Origin of the sequence: Vibrio tritonius, assembly GCF_001547935.1 — a bacterium.
Taxonomy (GTDB): Bacteria; Pseudomonadota; Gammaproteobacteria; order Enterobacterales; family Vibrionaceae; genus Vibrio; species Vibrio tritonius.
Genome location: NZ_AP014636.1, coordinates 800,614 through 819,966 on the forward strand (window position 1 = coordinate 800,614; position 19,353 = coordinate 819,966).

Sequence of the window (19,353 nt, forward strand, 5' to 3'; positions counted from 1 at the left end):
ATGATGCGTGAAGAAGATTTGTCATTAAAGACTTATACCTTAAAATACACCTTACTGCTGTTCGTTTTGGGGATAGTGGTAAGCGCCATGCTGGGCTGGATGATTTATAAGGTCAATATCAATAAGTATTTTGACAGTATCATTCAGGCTCAACAGAAGGATCTAACGCAATCTTTAGTCATCTTTAGCCAAGAAATAAAAGGGATGGAAAATACCATCAAGTTGCTGCACGATACACCATCCATGCAGTTGGCTTTAGCTGATAATACGCCGTTGGATAGAAAGCGAGCCGAGCAGACCTTTGTTTCTTTTATCAGCACCTTTGAACCATTAATGCAGGTGAGATGGTTAGATGAAAAGGGTGAAGAGCGGGTTCGGGTGGACGGTAAAGACGGATCGTATGTTGTTATTCCTAAGCACGAGTTGCAGAACAAGCAACACCGTTATTATTTTTCTGAGGGAATACAATCCCCTAAAGGAGAGGTTTACCTGTCTGCTCTCGATTTGAATATCGAACATGGCCAAATAGAGCTGCCGTATCGGCCCACCATTCGTGTTACTTACCGAACCGATTCTGATGATAATTTGAAACCCGGGCTGTTTATTCTTAACTACGATGTGGGGGCGTTACTGACTTCTCTACGCAGTTTCAATAACGATAAAGTTCAGCTTGAAATCGTCGATCGGCGGGGCTTTTGGATTATGCATCCCGAGCAATCTTATGAATGGGGATATGACCTTGACCGTAAAGAGCACAACATCAAATCGGTAAACCCAGATATATGGGAAAAACTCGAAGCGAATGATAGCGGTACAAGCGATAATATCCATTTTGGTGAAGCGAAATCTGGGCTATTTACTTACAAATGTACCAATGTGGCTCAAGGCTTTACCTATAACCCGAAAAGCCAAAACGCGAATCTTTGCTTTATTGCTAAGACTCCAAGCGATGTAATTGCTGATCAGAAACGAATTGTTGCGATTCCTGCAATCGTAGTGACTGTACTGCTTTTTTTGAGTTTAAGTTGGATTATCTATCGTGAGCGACAAATGGGGTTAACCTTGATTAAAGTAAATCAAAGGTTGGCTAACGATAAGGTGATTTTGGAGCAATCGGAACGAGAAACTCGTCGGTTGTTAAAACAACAGCAGCGGCTTCAGGAAGATTTAGTCGAATCGGGTAAATTGTCGGCCTTAGGTATGATGGTTGCTGGGGTGGCTCATGAATTAAATACCCCGCTTGGAGCAGCTATTATGGCTGCGTCTACCATACGAAAGGAACACGACCTGCTTACCGACTCATTTGTTAACGGGTTGACGAAAGATGCGCTGCAAAGGTATCTCCACTCAACCGAAATGGGCTTAGATTTAGTGGAAAACAACCAGCAACGAGCAGCGCAGCTGGTGCGAAGTTTCAAGCGTTTGGCAATTGATAGGGCAACAGAAGATATTGTGTCATTTATGCTTGATCAGGTAATAGATGACTTAATGAAAACGCTCCATCACCGCCTGAAAACAGCGCGTGTTGATGTTGAGGTGCATGTCGATAGTATTGATATGCTTGGCATTCCCGGCATTCTCTCTCAAGTGCTGCAAAATTTGATCATCAATGCTCTTAACCATGCATTTTCACCAGAAATGGGCGGTAAATTGGTTATTAGTGCAGCAGCATTGGAGGGCAACGTTATTCTGAAAGTGGCCGACAATGGTAAAGGCATTGATTCAAATATGGTTAGTAAGATCTTTGAACCTTTTGTCACCAGTAAAAGGTCAAATGGCAATACAGGGCTTGGGTTGCATTTTGTCCACCAGTGGGTGACTCGCTCACTGCATGGCACGATTAATGTTGAAACGGAACTTAACCGGGGAACCACTTTTATCATTCGTTTACCGCAAACGCTCGCAGTGAACTTGCCCACAGACTAGTGCAAGAATAAAAAGGGAAATAGGTCAAAAGTCACAAGGGCGACCAGCACATATCACCTTCGCTGGTCGCCTTTGTTAGCGCTGTTTAGCGTGATTGGCTGTTAATAACGACGGTATTGATCAATACGGCCAGCTTTCATCATCACTGCCGCATCACACATGTAATCCACCGTATTCGGATCGTGGCTGACTAAAATCATGGTTAACTGATGTTGGCGTTTTAACTCATTAAGCAAGTTGAGAATTTCTGCCTGTACTGACATATCAAGTGCGGAAGTTGGCTCATCGAGCAGCAACAACTTAGGCTCAAGCAGTAGGGCACGCACAATTGCTACACGTTGACGTTGACCACCAGAAAGTTGGTGCGGATAACGGTCAATCATAGCTGAGGTTAATCCCACCTGTTTAAAGCCTTCCTCAATGCGGTCATCAATGTCGCTCATACCAAACTTTTTCAAAGGCTCAGCCAGTGTACGACGTAGGCGATGCTTTGGATGCAAAGAGGCATAAGGGTCTTGAAACACCATTTGCACTTCGCGGCGTAGGTCGCCTTTAAAGGTTTGCCCTGGTTTAAGTTGTTGATCAAGCATGGTGATTTGACCTTCCCAGTTGGGGTTAAGGCCGGCGAGAACCCAAAGCAGTGATGACTTACCACAGCCGGACGGTCCTACGAGACCAAAACATTCCCCTTGGTTGACGCTTAAATCAACGTTATGTACCACAGTATTGCGCTGGTGGCCCTGCACATGGGTCACCGATACCTGATTAAGTTCAAGAATCGCCATGAGGTTCCTCCAAAGCTTCGCGATCGAGCACCGGGAGCGGTGCGCCACGTTTGTCCCTATGTGGCTGACATGACCACAAGGTTTGGGTGTAAGGGTGGGTGGATGTTGCCAGCTCGCTCGCTGGTAGCTCATCGAGTAATTTGCCTTGATACATTACCAACACACGCTCGCTAAATTGTGCCACTTGCTGCAAATCATGACTGATCAGCAGTAAGCCCATGTCGCGCTCTTCTACCAAGTTGTAGATAAGCTCTAACACTTGGTCACGCATGGCGTGGTCAAGGGCTGAGGTCGGTTCGTCGGCAATCAATAGTTTTGGGTTGTTGATCAATGCCATTGCGAGCATCACGCGTTGACCCATGCCGCCAGAGAGCTGATGCGGATACCAGCGACGCAGTGTTGATGGGTTTGGAAGACCAACGGCGTTAAACATCTCTTCTACTTTTTCAATGCGCTCTTTGCGGCCCATTTTCTGATGCAATTTCAGCGGCTCTTCCACCTGCATACCCAAAGTGCGCGCAGGGTTTAACGCGTATTTAGGATCTTGCAGCACCATCGCCACATCTTGCCCGCGCAGTTGACACCACTGTGATGAGCTCAGTTCTAACACCGGTTGCCCCAGCAGCTCTAAACGTTCTGCTGAAGGAATACACGCACTGGGTAACAAGCCCATTAGGGTGCGAGCGGTTAAGGATTTACCCGAACCGGATTCGCCCACTAATGCCACGCGCTCACGACCCATGTTAAAGCTCAAGTCTTTGACCAAGCGCGTGCCGTTATCAAGTTCGATATTGAGTTTTTGAATATCGATTAGGGTTTCTTTATTTGGCATGACGTGGGTCCATCTTATCTCGTAAACCATCGCCTAGCAGGTTGAATGCTAAGCTTGCGAACAGAATGGCAAAGCCCGGTACTGCCGCGACCCACCATTGGTCGAAAATAACGCGGCTACCGCTGGCAACCATTGAACCCCATTCTGCAGCGGGCGGTTGAATACCCATACCAAGGAAGCCAAGGCCTGCTGCCGACAAAATGATACCACCAAGGTTAAGGGCGGCGCGCACGATGGCACTCGGTAAACACAAGGGTAAAATATGGCCAACGATCAAGCCCCAGCCACCAATGCCTTGCATTTTTGCAGCAGCAAGATAATCACTGCGACGCAGAGCTAGGGTTTCAGTACGAGCTTGGCGCGCGAAAGAGGGCCAACTGGTAAAGGCCAATGCCAGTGCGCCATTCATTAGGCCAGGGCCTAAAATGGAGACCAATGCCAAGGCGATAACCAAGCTTGGTAGTGACATGACAATGTCGGTTAAACGCATCAAAATACGTTCCGTCCAACCGCCAAAGTAGCCTGCACAAATACCGACTAATAGACCGATGGGCACCGTAATGATGATCACTAATGAGACCAAAATCAGCGTTGGGCGCGCACCGTAAAGCACGCGTGCATATAAGTCTCGGCCAAAACGGTCGGTGCCAAAAAGGTGATCGGCACTCGGTGCAGCAAGGCGGTCGGCAATGTTTTGTACATTCGGATCAAAGTGGGTAAGTAGTGGAGCGCACACCGCAACCAACACCAATAAAGCCACTAAGAACAGCCCGATATTAAAAGTGTTAAGCCATTTCGGCCAAATAGATTTTTTTAATCTCATGGTCATTAACGTGTCCTCGGGTCGACCCAGCGCGTCAACGCGTCGGCAATGGCGTTAAGGGTCACAAAACAGGTACCAATCAATAGGGTTGAACCCAATACTGCTGCGGTATCTGAGGCAAATAGGGCGCTGGTTAAGTAGCGACCTAAGCCGGGCCATGCAAACACCGTTTCGGTTAACACTGCGCCTTCCAGCAAGCTTGCGTAGGAGAGTGCCAAGATGGTGATTAAGGTGCCAAGGACGTTAGGGAAAATATGGGAAAACAGAATACGCGCACGGGTTGCGCCTTTGGCTTGAGCCAAAATAACGTACTCTTTGTTGCTCTCTTCAAGCATCACTGCGCGCAGCAGGCGAGTGATCGATGCCATAGAAAGCAGCGCTAATACAGCAACCGGCAGCCAAAGGTGGCCAATCGCGTTGAGCATGATTTCTGGATCGCCTGTGCGCAAGGCATCAAACAGTACAAAGCCACTGTTGTATTCCATGGTGTAGGTGTAGATGTCGTCTAAACGACCAGGACCTGCCGACCAGTGGAGTGTTGCGTAAAACAGCAAGAGTCCAAGAAGACCAAGCCAAAACACCGGAACAGAATAACCGAGCAGAGAAATCAAACGCGCGCCGTGATCGAGAATACTGCCCTGTTTATACACCGCGAGTGAGGCGAGCAAAATACCAAACAGCGCGCCAAAGAACATGGCTACGGTTGCCAGCTCAATCGTGGCCGGAAAGGCGGTTGCAAGATCGTTCACCACAGGTTGTTGGGTGATTTGCGAAACGCCTAAATCACCGTGTAGCATCTGGTTGACGTAATTAAGAAATTGCATCGGTAGCGGCTGATCCAGCCCCAACTGATGGCGTGCTTGTTGGTAAGTCGCTTCACTGGCGTGGTCGCCAACCAACTGCAAGGCTGGGTCGATGGGCGCAGCGCGCGACAAAATGAAGGTGAACACCAACAAGCCAAACAGAGTCATTAGAAAGGACAAAAAGCCGCTCAGCCAAGGCTGAAGGCGGCTTGTCCAAAACCGGCGCAATGCGCCGGATGATGGGTTAGATTGTGTCATTATTCAGATTTAGATACGTTTTTGTAGAAGACCATTTCTGGTGTGATACCTTGCACGTAGCCTTGGATATCATCACGCAGAGCAACCAATTTTTTGTTCTGTAGACCGATCACAAAAGGTGATGATTCACGAACGTCACGTTGTAACTCTTGGTAGATCTTAGTACGTTTTGCGCCATCGGTTTCTGCACGAGCTTCAAGAGTCAGCTTGTTCAGTGCTGGAATGTGCCAGTTAGCACGCCAAGCGACTGTTTTACTGCCATTTTCTGGGTTGTAAGCAAATGCAGAAGCGTTAGTGTGTGGGTCAAAGTAGTCTGGGCCCCAAGAGGTCACGGTCGCTTCGTATTTGTGAGATTTTACATCGGTTGCGATCTGGCTACTTACGCCTGGGATCAATTCCACATCGATGCCTGCTTTAGCAAAGCTAGCTTGCAGTGCTTGCGCGATATCTAGGTAAGGGGGTTGGTTTGATACAACCAACTTAAAGTGCGGGTTTTTAATGCCGGCATCTTTTAGAATTTTCGCTGCTTTTTGTGGATTGTAAGTAAACGGTTGATCGGTTAATGCGCCGTTAAAGCCCACAGGCAGGAAGTTTTGCTGTACAGCGAATTGACCATGCATTAGGTCATCGGCAATGCCTTTGTAGTCAAATGCGTAACGAGCCGCTTGCCAGAATTCTGGTTTACCTAGATCTGGGTTACTTGCGTTTTCTGCGTTAAACATCAAGTAGTATAGTGACGCATAAGGCAGGTTAAGGGTTTTCACGCCTTTTTTACCTTGTAGCGAGAAGTATTGGTCAGTGCCTAGGTTACGAACTAGGTCAGCATCGCCTTGCTCAAGCAGCAATTGACGTGTTGCCGCATCTGGTACGTTTTTCAGCAGCACATATTTTAGTTTTGGCGCGCCAGCAGGGGATGAAGCATTGGCTTCCATCATCAGAATTTGGTGCGGAACGTATTTCTTAATTTTGAATGGGCCGCTGCCAGCAGAGTTTGCGTTTAGCCACGCGTGACCAAGGTCGTCGTCTTTTTCATTCGCCATCACGCTTTTTTCGTCAACAATAGACGCAGCAGGGGCTGAAAGTAGGCTTAGTACGAATGAAGGACCGACATCCGCATCCCATGACACTTTCACTTGGTCTTTACTCACTTTAGTGATGTAAGTATCGACATTGTTTTTGTCCCAACCCAACTGAGTCAGAATGAAAGAAGGCGCAAGATTCAATTTCACAACACGGCCAAGACTGAAAATCACATCTTCAGGGCGAACTGGATTGCCGCTAGCAAATTCAGCACCTGATTTAAGAGTAAAGGTGAGGCTGTGTTGTTCTGCTTTCCAAGAAGCCGCTAGAGTCGGTTGCAACTCGGTTGGGTTGTTGGGATTAGATTGCACCAAACGTTGGTATAAGTTATTGAAACTTTGCACTGAAGAAAGCTCAAAACCTTGAGCAGGGTCGAGGCTAGTAATATCATCTAAAGATTGCGCAACGACAAGAGTGTTATTTGGGGTTTTTGCATATGATGGAAGTGCAAAACCCAGGCTGAGCATAAGGCTGGCTGCCAATAGAGTTGTTTTGGTTTTCATTATCATTCCATTAAACTGTTTAGAATTCGTTCCTACGGGGGCGTTATTCCCTAGGGTTATAAAAAGAAAGTAACCCATTCACTTTGTGATAACAAGCACACTAATATGTAATCAATATTACAATTACATCTGACTTGTATCAGAAAAGAATAACGTTGGTCAATTATCATTCTTTATGGATGATAATTCATCAATTCATGCTGAATATTATGTAACTAGGCACTTATTGTCAGTGAATTTGCCGAATTTTACAAACTTCGATGAGATCATATACTCACGCGATTTTGGTGGCTCATGCAAGCTTGTGGCATCCGAAGTTACCTATGTACCGTTATTTTGTTCCTGGTGTCGACGAATGTTGTGCGCGCGAATGTTGCAGCTTGTTTAGCGAGGTTTGAGCTATTAATGCTGAGGCGGATGGGAGTTCTTGGTCGGGTAAGATGGATTCTTGTGTCGAGGTCAGTTTGGCTTGAGGTTTGGAGGTCATCGCTTTTTCTGGTCCACAGCGTGGGGTCGTAAATGCTGGTGGTGTGAGTCCGTTTCCTAAGTGAGCGTGAAGCGAACGACATTCTTGTTCAATGGCTTGACGCAGTTGTTGATATTGGCCAATCAGAGCCAATCCGTTGAGCATGCTTTGGGTGTAGGTATTGAGCAGTTTCGCGGCATAGGTGACATCGTAACTTCCTTTCTTAACATCGTGGTGACGTTCATTGGCGTAGTGACGAAGTGAGTCGATAAGTAAATTTAACATAGATGTTCCCCCTAAAACCGGTGTTACCGCTGTACTTAGCTGAAAATCATGCCACTTAGGTGACTGTTCATAACAAAATAAAGCAAAGAGTGTTCCATTTTCTGCTGTCAACCTATGTAGCTTCTCTAACCTTCTGTTTATTTGGGGTATTTATCTTTTTCTCTTGAGCGGGATAGCAGTCGATAAGGTTCATGATGAATACGTTGTGCGCCGGTAACCGTAGCCACCGCTTATGTCAGCGCTATTGAGGGGATAAGACTTGCCGCTTAATCGTCAGTGCAGAGATTAAGCGAGCAAGCGAGCACTTTATGTAGAAGATTTTGCTGATTAGTTTGCAAAATCTTCTTGTGCTTGAAACCAACCATCACGCCAAGTTTGGCTTAGTTGCGTTGTTTTATATGGGTTAGCGGTATCTGTCATACCTGCGCCAAAGGCTAGGTAACCTTCATTAAAAGCGTGTTCTTGTTCAGTGTTCATGGAAGACCTGTAATGCAGTTGTAAATGTAACCAAGGCGCGCATTGTACCCAGCAACGGCTTTAGGAATGCTGATCTTGATCAGAATGTGACCAAGATCGCGTAATCTCTTTTCACTATTGACTCTATTCTGACTTAGTCACAGGGCTAACTCTCAGCTAATGCTGGATTGACTCCGGTGAATAAGGGTCTGGCTTGATAGAGAAACAGCTCCGCCAGATAGTTAGCGATAGGGGTGAGTGGTGTCGCCTTCCGACACAGCAGGTAATAGGTCGCCCAAGGTAGGGGCGTGTCTAACTCAATCTCTTTTAACTGATGAGAAAAGGTATAGTGTTTGATTGCTGCATCGGATACTAAGCCTATGCAATCGGTACGGGTAATGATTGCAAGGGTGGAAAGATACGATTCACAGGTTATCGCATGCTTTAAACATCCGCCATGTTGCGACAAGATATCGTATATCGTGTTCAGATAACTGCTGCGAGTGGTCGGCATTACCCAATCGCATTCTTGGAGTTCGGCTAGTGTTGTTGCATTCAGTTTTGGGTGTCCTTTGCGAGCAATAATTTTAAACGGCATTTCCATCACCTTATGTTTGGTGAATTCATGGTACTCCAAATCCGATTGCAAAGTATTAATCACAAAATCGAGCTTCCCTTGCCGTAATTGTTCAATATGTGCTTCAAGCTGCCCCTCTTGTATTTTTACGTTTACTTTGGGGTATTGACGGCGAAACTTGTAAATGACTTCAGGCATGAGTTCACAAGCAATACTGGCTCCAAGACCTAGGTTTACCGTGCCCATTTCATTACCTAAGCATTGCTTTACCGATTCTTCTGCGAGCAATAGTTCTCGTAAAATTAAATTGGTATGAGAAAGCAAATGTTCACCGGCTTTAGTTAAGGTAATCCCTTGGTTGCCGCGGATAACAACTTGGCTGCCGAGAGAGGCTTCCAAGTCACGCAGGGCCTTGGTGACCGCGGGTTGTGATAACCCCAAAGCGCGGCTGGCAGCGTGGATACTTCCGCATTCGGCTATTTCAGCAAATGCTCTTAACTGGTTGAGTTTTAATGACATAATTTCCCTATTATTTATCCGTGGCGCGCTTAAATCCTTACATATTGTGCGTGTTAATCCGAGCTAAATGATAACTTTTGGTTATTCCCCGAAAATATTGGTTATCTTGTGCAAGCGAACGCCTGCTCATAGATTACTGGAAAGCGTCCAATCAAATCATCCTTTTTATTGGTGAATGATTGGGAAGGATTACATTGAAAAAGGATTTTCGAGTATGATGCCGTCACCTACTACACGAGTGGAGACGCCTTCGCGACCTTCGCTCTCCGTTCGTCTATTCAGTAAAATTGAAGCGATGGGGAACAAACTACCTGAGCCAATCGTGCTGTTTTTTGTTCTCGCCATCGTGGTTATTGTTGCGTCCGTCATTGCTGCCGCGCAAGGGGCTTCCGTGATTCACCCTGCAACTGGTAAAGATCTGCCAATTCGTAGTTTGCTTTCCCGTGAAGGGATAGTCTTTATCTTCACTAATATGCTGAAAAACTTCACTGGTTTTGCGCCGTTAGGGTTAGTACTGGCAATGTTAATTGGTGTTGGGTTAGCTGAGCGTGTTGGCCTTTTGGAAAGCGTAGTAAAGCGCACCATTTTAAATGCGCCTAAACCGCTGATTACCACAGCCGTCGTGTTTGCTGGGATCATGATGAATATCGCTTCGGACGCATCAATGGTGGTGCTACCGCCATTGGCTGCCTTGGTATTTATGTCGGTTGGACGTAACCCTATTGCTGGATTAATGGCTGGTTTTGCAAGCGCCGGTGCCGGTTTTACGGCCAATTTGGTGATAGCCGGAACCGATGCATTACTTTCTGGAATTACCAGTGAAGCGGCTAAAGCAGTATCAACGACTATTGAAGTAACGCCAGTGGATAACTGGTATTTCAATATTGTGTCTGTGTTTGTGCTGACCGTTGTTGGTGTTGTGATCACGGAAAAAGTGGTCGAGCCACGCCTTGGTAAATATGAAGGCAAAACCAAATCCATGACTCACCACGAGCCAGCATTAGAAAGTCGGGCACTGCGTAATGCGGGTATTACGGCCATTATTTATCTTGCCGCGATTGTGACCTTTGTACTGTGGCCTAATTCACCGCTACAAAATGCGAACGGTGGACTGATTCCTTCACCATTTTTAAAAGGGATTATCCCCATTATCCTGTTTTTCTTTGTTGCCGTCGGGATGGCGTATGGGGTGACTTTAGGTTTAATCAAAAACAGTAAAGATCTCACTAAATACATGTCAGAAGCGATTTCCGATATGTCTGGTTATATCGTTTTGATTTTCTTTTGTTCTCAATTTATTGCGTACTTCAACTGGAGCCATTTAGGGACATGGATTGCGGTTAATGGTGCGGACTTATTGCGTGATATCCATTTTGATGGTTTGGCGGTTATCTTGGGGTATTGTGTCTTTACCGCCTTGTTGAATTTTCTCATCCCTAGTGGTTCGGCAAAATGGGCATTAGAAGCCCCAGTATTTGTCCCTATGTTTATGCAGCTTGGCTACCACCCAGCCTTTATCCAAGTAGCGTATCGTGTCGCAGATTCTTCCACCAACATTGTTACTCCGCTAAGCCCATACTTTGTCGTGATTCTTTCGATGATGAAGGAGTACGACAAGAACGCCGGAATGGGGACCATGATTGCATTACTGTTGCCTTATACGTTGGCATTTTTGGGTTCTTGGCTAGTTCTATTGGCAATTTTCTTTAGTTTCGGCTTGCCAATTGGACCGGGTGTTTACCCAATGATGTAATCAATTGAAATTTCGAATATTCATGCAGATGTGCGCAAAGCCATCTGACTAAAAATGTGACCCGACAAGTGTTCAACGTTACTTAATAATAAGAGTAAGTCTGAACGACATAACAGAAATTAGCGAGGAGATCGGGTCACGCTTTATACGCAGGCGTTTAAAAAATTGGAGAAGAGTATGTCTACACCACTGAATGAAGACCAAATAGCCCAACTGAGTAACCAAATGGTCGAATGGCGACGTGACCTACACAAGCATGCTGAATCGGGTTGGGTGGAATTTCGCACCTCAACCATCGTGGCGGATAAGCTCGATAAACTCGGATATGAATTGGCGCTTGGTCGTGATGTCATTAAAGAAGAGTCGCGGATGGGCGTACCGAGTGCAGATATCCTAGCTGCGCAGGAACAACGCGCGTTGGAACAAGGCGCTATTGCTAAATGGATGCCTCATTTTTCTGGCGGATTTACCGGTATTGTTGCCACTCTTGATTCGGGAAAAGCCGGACCAACGGTGGGAGTACGTGTCGATATGGATGCGCTTGATCTGCAAGAATCGCACGCCTGTGGTCATGTTCCTGCTGAGTGTGGCTTTGAGTCGGTCAATACGAATATGACTCACGCCTGTGGTCACGATGGCCATACGTCGATTGGCTTAGGGTTAGCTCATTACTTAATGCAAAACCGTGCCCAACTTACTGGCAAAGTAAAGCTGATTTTTCAACCGGCAGAGGAGGGCACTCGCGGCGCTCGTTCAATGGCGGATGCGGGAGTTGTCGATGATGTTGATCTGTTTGCTGCGATTCATATAGGTACAGGAGTGCCTGCAGGCGAGGTGGTGTGTGGTAGTGAAAACTTTCTTGCGACTACGAAATTCAATGTAGAGTTTCATGGCCGACCATCTCATGCCGGAGGTAATCCTGAAGAGGGCAAAAGTGCCATTCTTGCTGCAGCGCAAGCCACTTTAGGCTTACATAGTATTAGCCGCCATAGTAGTGGAGCTTCACGCATTAATGTTGGTGTAATTAATGCGGGCACCGGACGTAACGTTATTGCGCAGCATGCACATTTAGAAGTTGAGTGCCGCGGTGAAAATAATGATATTAATGACTTCATGTTTCGTCGTAGCCAATCTGTTATTGCAGGTGCCGCTGCAATGTATGAAGTGGAATATCATCTTGATGTGGTGGGGGCTGCCAAACAGAGTGTTCCGTCTGCGCAATGGGTACAATTTATCACCCAAAAAGCAACCGAGTTAAGCTGCTTCAATCAAGTACACGAAGGGCTAGGTGGTGCTGCCGGCTCAGAAGATGCAACCTACTTTATGGAGCGTGTTAAGCAGAATGGTGGTCAGGCGACCTACATGATTTTTGGTACTGAGCTGGCTGCAGGTCACCACAATGACCGTTTCGACTTTAATGAAAATGTGATGCAAAATGCGCTGCGTTTATTGGCCTCGTTAGCTATGAATGCCAGCGAATTTAATCAAAGATAGCGTCGTTAATCTAACTTAAGCCACATCAGTTTCGATAATAGGGGCAGCTTTTTTTGCTGCCTCTTTCTCTTTTCTTCCTATCTATGTCGCTTCGCCTCAAGACTGCCCTACATAAAATTTAACACGGAGGTGTGAGCGTATTCACAAATGTCGGTATTAAAATGGAGCTGTTGCGCCAAATGTGCAACACCAATGGATTGGGTGATAACTAATTCATTGAATATTAAGACCATTATCAGTTAGTTGGCGGAAGAGATCTACGTCAATTAAACCGCATCAAACCCTTTATCATGCAAAAAAGCGACTATGCTTACTTGTAATAGAGGATCGACATTACGTGGAATAACAAAACCCTAGTGTTAGATCTGTCGTTATTTTATGAAAAGATATTGGGAGCGCGAGCATGACGAAATTGCATGTCATATATGTTGATGATGATCAGCTCATGCTAAAGGCAACCGCAAGGATGTTTCGAAGGATACGTCCCCAATGGACCATGACTTTGGTCGATGACCCATTAAAGTGGGAAGAGAACCTTTCGACTGAACCATCACTTATCATCTCCGATTTGTTAATGCCAAGACTGAATGGCGACAAATTACTCGGGCAGGTTAGGCAGCGCTATCCTTACGCGATTCGATGCCTAATTACGGGCAACACGAATCAAGATGTACCGGACACCATTAGTAATTATGCTCATTTCATCTTACCAAAACCGTTCACCGAAGGTGATTTTTCAGCCATTTTAGACAGTGCTGAACGCTTACATTTGCCACCGTTTAATGCGGATTGTCTCGCCAAGATTAGCGATACCTGCGAGCACATTCCGGTGTTACCTAAGGTGGTAAAGAAAATTCAATCTATTACACGAAATAAAGATTCCGATTTGAAATCGCTTGCCGATGTGGTGCGCGAAGAACCCGCACTGGCCGCGCGCGTTATTCAGTTAGCCAATTCTGCTTACTTGGGATTTCAATCATCAACCGTGTTTTTGGAAGTGGCTATCAGTCGCCTTGGTAGCGTTATTGTCGAGGCTGTTGCGGTGTGTATGCTCGGACATAAGAGCTTTATTAAAATTGGTGTGAAAGAGCATGACCATGTTGTGGAAGAGTTTTTGTCGATTGCCAAAAGTGCTAAGTCATTAGCCAAAAAGGCTGGGCTTGACTCCGAGGAGCAAGAGTCCGTATTTATCATGACACTGCTTATCTCTATCGGGGCGTTAACATTAAGTGAAGCCGGTAGTGGAAATGGACTCTGTTTTGGTCAGCAGAACCTGTGTGAGTCGTACGATGACGTGATCATCATTACCGTCTATGTACTAACACTTTGGGGATATTCGAAAAAAATCACCGATAGCATGTTAAATATCAGCTTTTCTTTTACTAATCTTAATCAAGACGAAATTACAAACAGTGTGTCCCTTGCTTTGGCAATGCACATCGCCAAAGCCGGGGGAGAAGAGGAATTCAACAAATTCTTAGAGTCGATTCCAAAACAATATAACGACTCCGTTAAAGAAGTTTTAACTTTGAATTAGCTGAGCAATTTGCAAGGAGATCTGCATGGCAATAACGGTAACCGTCTGCGACGACTCAAAACTCTCACGAAAGGCAGTAATGAGAGCGCTACCAGAGAGCTGGGATATTGAATTATTCGAAGCAACGAATGGCCAAGAAGCGATTGAGCGATACCATGCTGGACAGGCTGATGTGATGTTTTTGGACTTAACTATGCCAGTTATGGATGGCTTCGAAGTTCTTTCTGTTTTGAAAGAGGAGAATGCGCGCAATTTTGTTTTTGTGATCAGTGCGGATATCCAGCCAGAATCACAACGCATGGTAAATGAACTGGGTGCGGTGAAATTCCTTAAAAAGCCACTCGATACCAACTTATTAAAAACAGTACTGCATGAGGTGGGCTTACTATGATGGTTGAATTGAACGCAGATTATCAAGATACCTTAAAAGAGTTGCTCAACATCTCTATGGGGCAAGCGGCAGATAAACTCGCTCGGTTACTCGATCTTCACGTTACCTTGACGGTACCTGACATTAAGATTGCCTCGAAAGAAGAACTGGACAAATTGGAGCATCTTGAATCCGAGTATTATTTCACTCGCCAATCCTTTTACGGTGGTATGTCGGGTGAGTTGGTCACCTTGCTATCGAAAAAAGGGGGCAAACAAATAGCATCGGATATGACACACGATAAGATTGATGAAATTAATAATGTCTTTATCGATGACTGCTTACTCGATATTTCTAACATCTTAAGCGGAGCAAGCCTTAAAGGTTTATGCCAACAAATTGAGTTAAACATTAAAATTCAACCGCCGGTTCTGTTTCGGCCATCGCTTCAAACGCGGCCACTATCAGAATGGAAAACCTCTATTTTGATGGAAGTTGCTTTTATTATTGAAGCGGCTGAATTTGATACGAAGACCATTATTTTCTTCGCCAACAATGGCTTGGATCAGGTATTAGTCCAGCTAGATGATTTGCTGTAGTCAGCCTAGGGAGTGATATGAAAGCGAAATTGATGCTGTCTGATTTGTTGAACCAACTCTCTTTTGCGCTGTGTATCGTCAGGCGTGATTACAAGATTATGACGGCGAATGAATATTTCCAAACTCGCGCCAAAGTCGAATGCGATAATTTTGTGGGTAAGAACATTTTGGATTTATTTCCTGATTCTGCCCACTTTTTGAAACGTAAAATCGACACGGCTTTTGTTATCGAGTCATCCAGTTTCTCCTCTTGGGAACAGCAGCCTCACTTTTTGCCTTTCAAAAGTTCTCGTCCAGTATCTGGCCAAGAAGATGATATGTATCAGGATGTGGAAGTGATACCAATCCACAGCGATGATGGGTCTTTAGAGCACGTCTGTGTATGTGTCTACGACGTGACAGCGCAGGCATCCCAGCAAAAAGAATTGATTTCAATGTCTACGTTGTTGGAGACCAATAATAAAAGTCTTAATGATGCATTAAAGCAGTTAAAAGATGCGCAAGTGCAGTTGTTGCAATCGGAAAAATTGGCCTCTATCGGTCAGCTCTCCGCCGGTATTGCACATGAAATCAATAACCCGATTGGGTTTATCACCTCGAATGTACAAACCCTTAAAGATTACTTTGAAAAGATCACCAGCTACTTTGAAGAAACGCAAAAGATTTTAGGTGAATGCCACGATGAAGAAGCGTTGAAATTAGTGAAAGCTTCAAAATCTAAATACCAATTGGATTTTATTATCGATGATGTTGACGATTTGATTAAAGAGTCGCTTGAAGGCGCATCTCGCGTGGTTGCTATTGTGAAGAACTTGAAGGAATTCTCTCACGTTGATAACTCCGAATGGAGTAATGGCAACCTGATAAACGGAATGGAATCAACGCTTAAAATCATCAATAACGAAATTAAGTACAGCATTGAAGTCGTTAAAGATTACGATTATGACTTACCTGAAATTTATTGTCAGCCGATGCAGCTTAATCAAGTGTTTTTGAATATTTTGGTCAATGCTAGCCAAGCCATTGATGGCGAGGGAAAAATCTACATCACCATTAGGCAGGTAGATGAATGGGCAGAAGTGGTTATTCGAGATACTGGTTGTGGTATCGACCAAGATAAAATTAATCGCATTTTTGAACCTTTCTTTACGACTAAACCAGTAGGGTCGGGTACAGGTTTAGGTCTTTCGGTGTCTTATGGGATCATCAATGCCCATGATGGAACTATTGATGTTCAAAGTGAAATTGGTGTGGGTACTACTTTCACGATCCGAATTCCAATGAAACGCACCGATGAAAAAGCAACAACGGGTAACGACGATTAGTGTAAACGAGGCACATTATGCATTTTGACAAAATACTGCTCGTGGATGACGAGCTGCCGATCCTCAAATCTTTAATTCGTACGTTACGTATGGAATTTCCAGAGCTTTATAGCACCACTTGTGTTGATGAAGCACTGGAGATTGTGCAAAGAGAACGCATTGGTGTGGTCATATCTGATTTTCGAATGCCGAAAATGAATGGGGTTGATCTCCTGATTAAGATTAAGACTATTGACCCGAATATTTCGACCATTATGCTCTCTGGCCAAGCTGAACTTAGTGACGTTACCCGTGCGCTCAATGTCGGTGCACTGCATAAATTTATTAGTAAACCGTGGGATTCGGTTGAGCTGGTGGAGGAAATTCGCCACGCGATAAGTAAGCAAGGAGAGTTTGCGCACGTTGATATTCTGACCAAATGTAAGCCCATTCGTAAGCTTAATGAACTTGCTATTGAAGTAAATAATAACGGTAATGATGTTAGTAAATTGGTTTTGATTGCTGATTTGCAAGAAACCAATACATTGAATACCACGTACGGTGTGCCGAAAGTCAACAGTATGCTGGAAGAGCTAGGCGATTACTTGCGTAATGCCTTAAATCTTGATGTGTATCGTGACCAAGATAAATTCTTTGTGGTGGTCGATTGCTCAGCAGAAAGTACCTCCCTATTAAGCGAAACCATCGATAGTATGATGGCGTTCCCTCATGCCGATCCTGAGCAACCAGAGTTTAAATTACGCTTACTTATCAGTGAAATCAGTTCTTGGGAGGAGATTTCCGCACAAGAAGTTAATGACCGTAAATGCTACATGGAACAACTGGGAAAACGCCAACTATTTTGGCTTGGTGATGAAGGCGAAGAGCTGGATGAATTAAAGCAGCTAGTTCGTTTTTTGTTGGAAAATGGGGCAGATAACTTCGAGGCTTTCTTTCAACCACAAGTTAATGTGGAAACAGGAAGAGTGGATGGATGCGAGGCGTTAGTACGGCGCCGGTTAGAAAATGGGCGATACGAACTTCCTACTAAGTTTGTCCCTATGCTTACCAAATACAACTTTATTGATGATTTAACCAAATCGGTGGTGAAACAGGCAATGACGTTATTGCCTGAATTGTTAGAAAAAAATATTGATATTCGTATTGCGATCAACACGACTGCAACACAGCTTGAAAAAGGGATTTTACGCCAACTCTTTAAAGATGAAAGCAGTGCAGTGGCACACGTTGATAAGTTGGACATTGAAGTAACTGAAACGCAACACATCAATGATTATTCGGTCGCTCGTAATGAAATGGAAGAGCTTAAAACATTGGGTGTTCGTTTAGCGATTGATGATTTCGGCACGGGATATTCTGGGTTCGAAACCATTTGTGAGCTCCCGTTTGATGTGTTGAAAATAGATGGTCGCTTTATCAAAGCTTTAGGTAGATCTCATGCTGATGATGCTATTTTGAATTCTATTACAGATAGTGCTAAATCATTACATATGGAGATAGTCGCAGAGTGGGTTGAAGATGCACGGCAACTGGATGTATTACGTAAACAAGGTTGTAAATATGTGCAGGGGTATCTGTTTAGCCCACCGTTAGAACGTGACGAATTTGTCCGTTACGTGATTGACAAAAATGGGGTGCGCGATGATGACTGACGAAGTGGAAGTAAGAGATGAATCTGTCACAGAAGAGCCAGAAAAGCTAACCTTGTTATTATTGGATGATGAAGCTGACATTATCAAAACGCTCACGCGCGTTCTGAGAATGGAATACAACGTCGTTTCTTTTAATGAAGGTGAAGAGGCGATTGCCTATCTAAAAGAGAATGATGCGGCGATCATTATTTCGGATATGCGGATGCCACAAATGGATGGGGCGAAGTTTCTTTCGATTGCTAAGCAATTGCGTCCAGCATCGGTGAGGCTTTTGCTAACCGGTTATAGCGATATGGAGTCTACGGTTCGAGCCGTAAATGAAGGTGGTATCCATACATACTTGGCAAAGCCTTGGGACAATGAAGGGTTAAAATTAGTTGTTGCCAAAGCAGCAGAGTTTTATCGCTTAACCCAAGAGCGTGATTTGTTAACCAAAACGCTTGAACAAAAAAATAAAGAGCTTGCCGACTTTAATCAGCAGCTTGAAACTAAAGTATTGCAACGAACAAAGGCACTCCGTGAAGCGAATGTGTCGTTGGAAAAACTACTTAAAGCGCGTAATCAAACGTTCAATGATATTTTGGCGACGCTTAAAGCGATTATCCAATACAGTACGGGAGTACCAGCAGACCATTCAGACCGGGTTGCAGAGCAATCAAAAGCGGTGGCGACACTGCTAAAACTTTCTGATCAAGAAATTAACCAAGTGTATCTGTGCGGTCTGTTACACGAGATTGGTTTAGCCGCTCGTAAAGGAGACAAACCTGAACTGGTAAAACGTACTCAGGGGGTCCCATCTACACCGGAAGCGAATGCGACGTTAGGGGCAGAAATTATTGGCCAAATTAAGCGTTTTGCACCTTTGGTGAATATCATTCGCCATCAAGATGAGAACTTTAATGGTACGGGAGGACCTTCACACCTTCGAGAGGATGAGATTCCGATGGGGGCTCGTATTATTCGCGTTGTGAAAAACTATGATTATTTCGTAGCGTCCGATAACAACCGCAATCGTATGACTGCGAAAAGTGCACAGAATTTCTTAAAAGAATATAGCGATGTTTTGTATGATCCCGCTATTGTCGAAGCCTTTTTGAAAGTGATTGGTAAGGTTGACCAGAAAGACGGTATTGAGCGCTGCGTCAGTATCGGTGATGTGCAGGTTGGTACGGTAGTGAAACGAGATATTTTCTTGCCGAATGGTAGTTTGATGTTAACCGCAGGACAGGAAATCAACAGTAACCTATTAGAAAAACTTAAAAAAATCGAAAAAGAAAATCAATTTCCGATCGCGATTTTTATCTAGTTTA

Annotated in this window: 17 protein-coding genes; 9 read left to right on the plus strand and 8 right to left on the minus strand. The window is 44.7% G+C overall.

What is annotated here, in order from left to right:
• The gene (locus JCM16456_RS18855; protein ID WP_068717404.1) at positions 1–1,926 is read left to right on the plus strand and encodes a sensor histidine kinase; all 1,926 of its coding nucleotides are present in this window, start codon (positions 1–3) and stop codon (positions 1,924–1,926) included.
• A 101-nt stretch (positions 1,927–2,027) separates the two neighbouring features.
• Here the strand turns inward: JCM16456_RS18855 and JCM16456_RS18860 are convergent, their stop codons facing one another.
• The 8 genes from JCM16456_RS18860 to JCM16456_RS18890 form a co-directional block, all read right to left on the minus strand.
• Entirely contained in the window at positions 2,028–2,711 is a 684-nt protein-coding gene (locus JCM16456_RS18860) for an ABC transporter ATP-binding protein (RefSeq protein ID WP_068717406.1), read from the minus strand.
• A complete protein-coding gene (locus tag JCM16456_RS18865; RefSeq protein ID WP_068717408.1) occupies positions 2,698–3,543 on the minus strand; it encodes an ABC transporter ATP-binding protein in 846 nt (281 codons plus the stop codon). Before JCM16456_RS18865 ends, JCM16456_RS18860 begins: the two co-directional genes overlap by 14 nt.
• Entirely contained in the window at positions 3,533–4,372 is an 840-nt protein-coding gene (locus tag JCM16456_RS18870; RefSeq protein ID WP_068717410.1) for an ABC transporter permease, read from the minus strand. The genes JCM16456_RS18865 and JCM16456_RS18870 overlap by 11 nt, the downstream gene beginning before the upstream one ends.
• Entirely contained in the window at positions 4,372–5,337 is a 966-nt protein-coding gene (locus JCM16456_RS18875; RefSeq protein WP_197655243.1) for an ABC transporter permease, read from the minus strand. The genes JCM16456_RS18870 and JCM16456_RS18875 overlap by 1 nt, the downstream gene beginning before the upstream one ends.
• Before the next feature lie 89 nt (positions 5,338–5,426).
• Entirely contained in the window at positions 5,427–7,010 is a 1,584-nt protein-coding gene (locus JCM16456_RS18880; protein ID WP_082712378.1) for an ABC transporter substrate-binding protein, read from the minus strand.
• A 331-nt stretch (positions 7,011–7,341) separates the two neighbouring features.
• Complete coding sequence (locus tag JCM16456_RS18885; RefSeq protein ID WP_068717414.1) at positions 7,342–7,761, minus strand: hypothetical protein; 420 nt, start codon at positions 7,759–7,761, stop codon at positions 7,342–7,344.
• A gap of 327 nt (positions 7,762–8,088) precedes the next feature.
• Positions 8,089–8,238: a ribosome modulation factor gene (locus JCM16456_RS23865; protein ID WP_156430602.1), complete on the minus strand. Its 150-nt coding sequence runs from the start codon at positions 8,236–8,238 to the stop codon at positions 8,089–8,091.
• Between the two features lie 145 nt (positions 8,239–8,383).
• Positions 8,384–9,313 (minus strand): LysR substrate-binding domain-containing protein, encoded by a 930-nt coding sequence (locus tag JCM16456_RS18890; RefSeq protein ID WP_068717416.1) that lies wholly within the window; start codon positions 9,311–9,313, stop codon positions 8,384–8,386.
• A gap of 214 nt (positions 9,314–9,527) precedes the next feature.
• Here JCM16456_RS18890 and JCM16456_RS18895 point away from each other — a divergent pair, with 214 nt between their 5' ends.
• The 8 genes from JCM16456_RS18895 (at position 9,528) to JCM16456_RS18930 (ending at position 19,349) form a co-directional block, all read left to right on the plus strand.
• Complete coding sequence (locus JCM16456_RS18895) at positions 9,528–11,066, plus strand: AbgT family transporter (RefSeq protein ID WP_197655244.1); 1,539 nt, start codon at positions 9,528–9,530, stop codon at positions 11,064–11,066.
• A gap of 177 nt (positions 11,067–11,243) precedes the next feature.
• On the plus strand, positions 11,244–12,560 hold the full coding sequence (locus JCM16456_RS18900; RefSeq protein ID WP_068717419.1) for an amidohydrolase: 1,317 nt from the start codon (positions 11,244–11,246) through the stop codon (positions 12,558–12,560).
• 403 nt (positions 12,561–12,963) lie between these two features.
• Entirely contained in the window at positions 12,964–14,097 is a 1,134-nt protein-coding gene (locus JCM16456_RS18905) for an HDOD domain-containing protein (RefSeq protein ID WP_082712379.1), read from the plus strand.
• Positions 14,098–14,122: 25 nt separating this feature from the next.
• On the plus strand, positions 14,123–14,488 hold the full coding sequence (locus JCM16456_RS18910; RefSeq protein ID WP_068717423.1) for a response regulator: 366 nt from the start codon (positions 14,123–14,125) through the stop codon (positions 14,486–14,488).
• Positions 14,485–15,066, plus strand: coding sequence for a chemotaxis protein CheC (locus JCM16456_RS18915; protein WP_068717425.1), 582 nt, complete (start codon positions 14,485–14,487; stop codon positions 15,064–15,066). The genes JCM16456_RS18910 and JCM16456_RS18915 overlap by 4 nt, the downstream gene beginning before the upstream one ends.
• Before the next feature lie 17 nt (positions 15,067–15,083).
• Positions 15,084–16,391, plus strand: a complete 1,308-nt coding sequence (locus tag JCM16456_RS18920) for an ATP-binding protein (RefSeq protein WP_068717427.1) — start codon at positions 15,084–15,086, stop codon at positions 16,389–16,391.
• Between the two features lie 17 nt (positions 16,392–16,408).
• A complete protein-coding gene (locus tag JCM16456_RS18925; RefSeq protein ID WP_068717429.1) occupies positions 16,409–18,043 on the plus strand; it encodes an EAL domain-containing response regulator in 1,635 nt (544 codons plus the stop codon).
• Positions 18,033–19,349, plus strand: coding sequence for an HD domain-containing phosphohydrolase (locus JCM16456_RS18930; RefSeq protein WP_068717431.1), 1,317 nt, complete (start codon positions 18,033–18,035; stop codon positions 19,347–19,349). Before JCM16456_RS18925 ends, JCM16456_RS18930 begins: the two co-directional genes overlap by 11 nt.
• Positions 19,350–19,353: the final 4 nt, after the last annotated feature.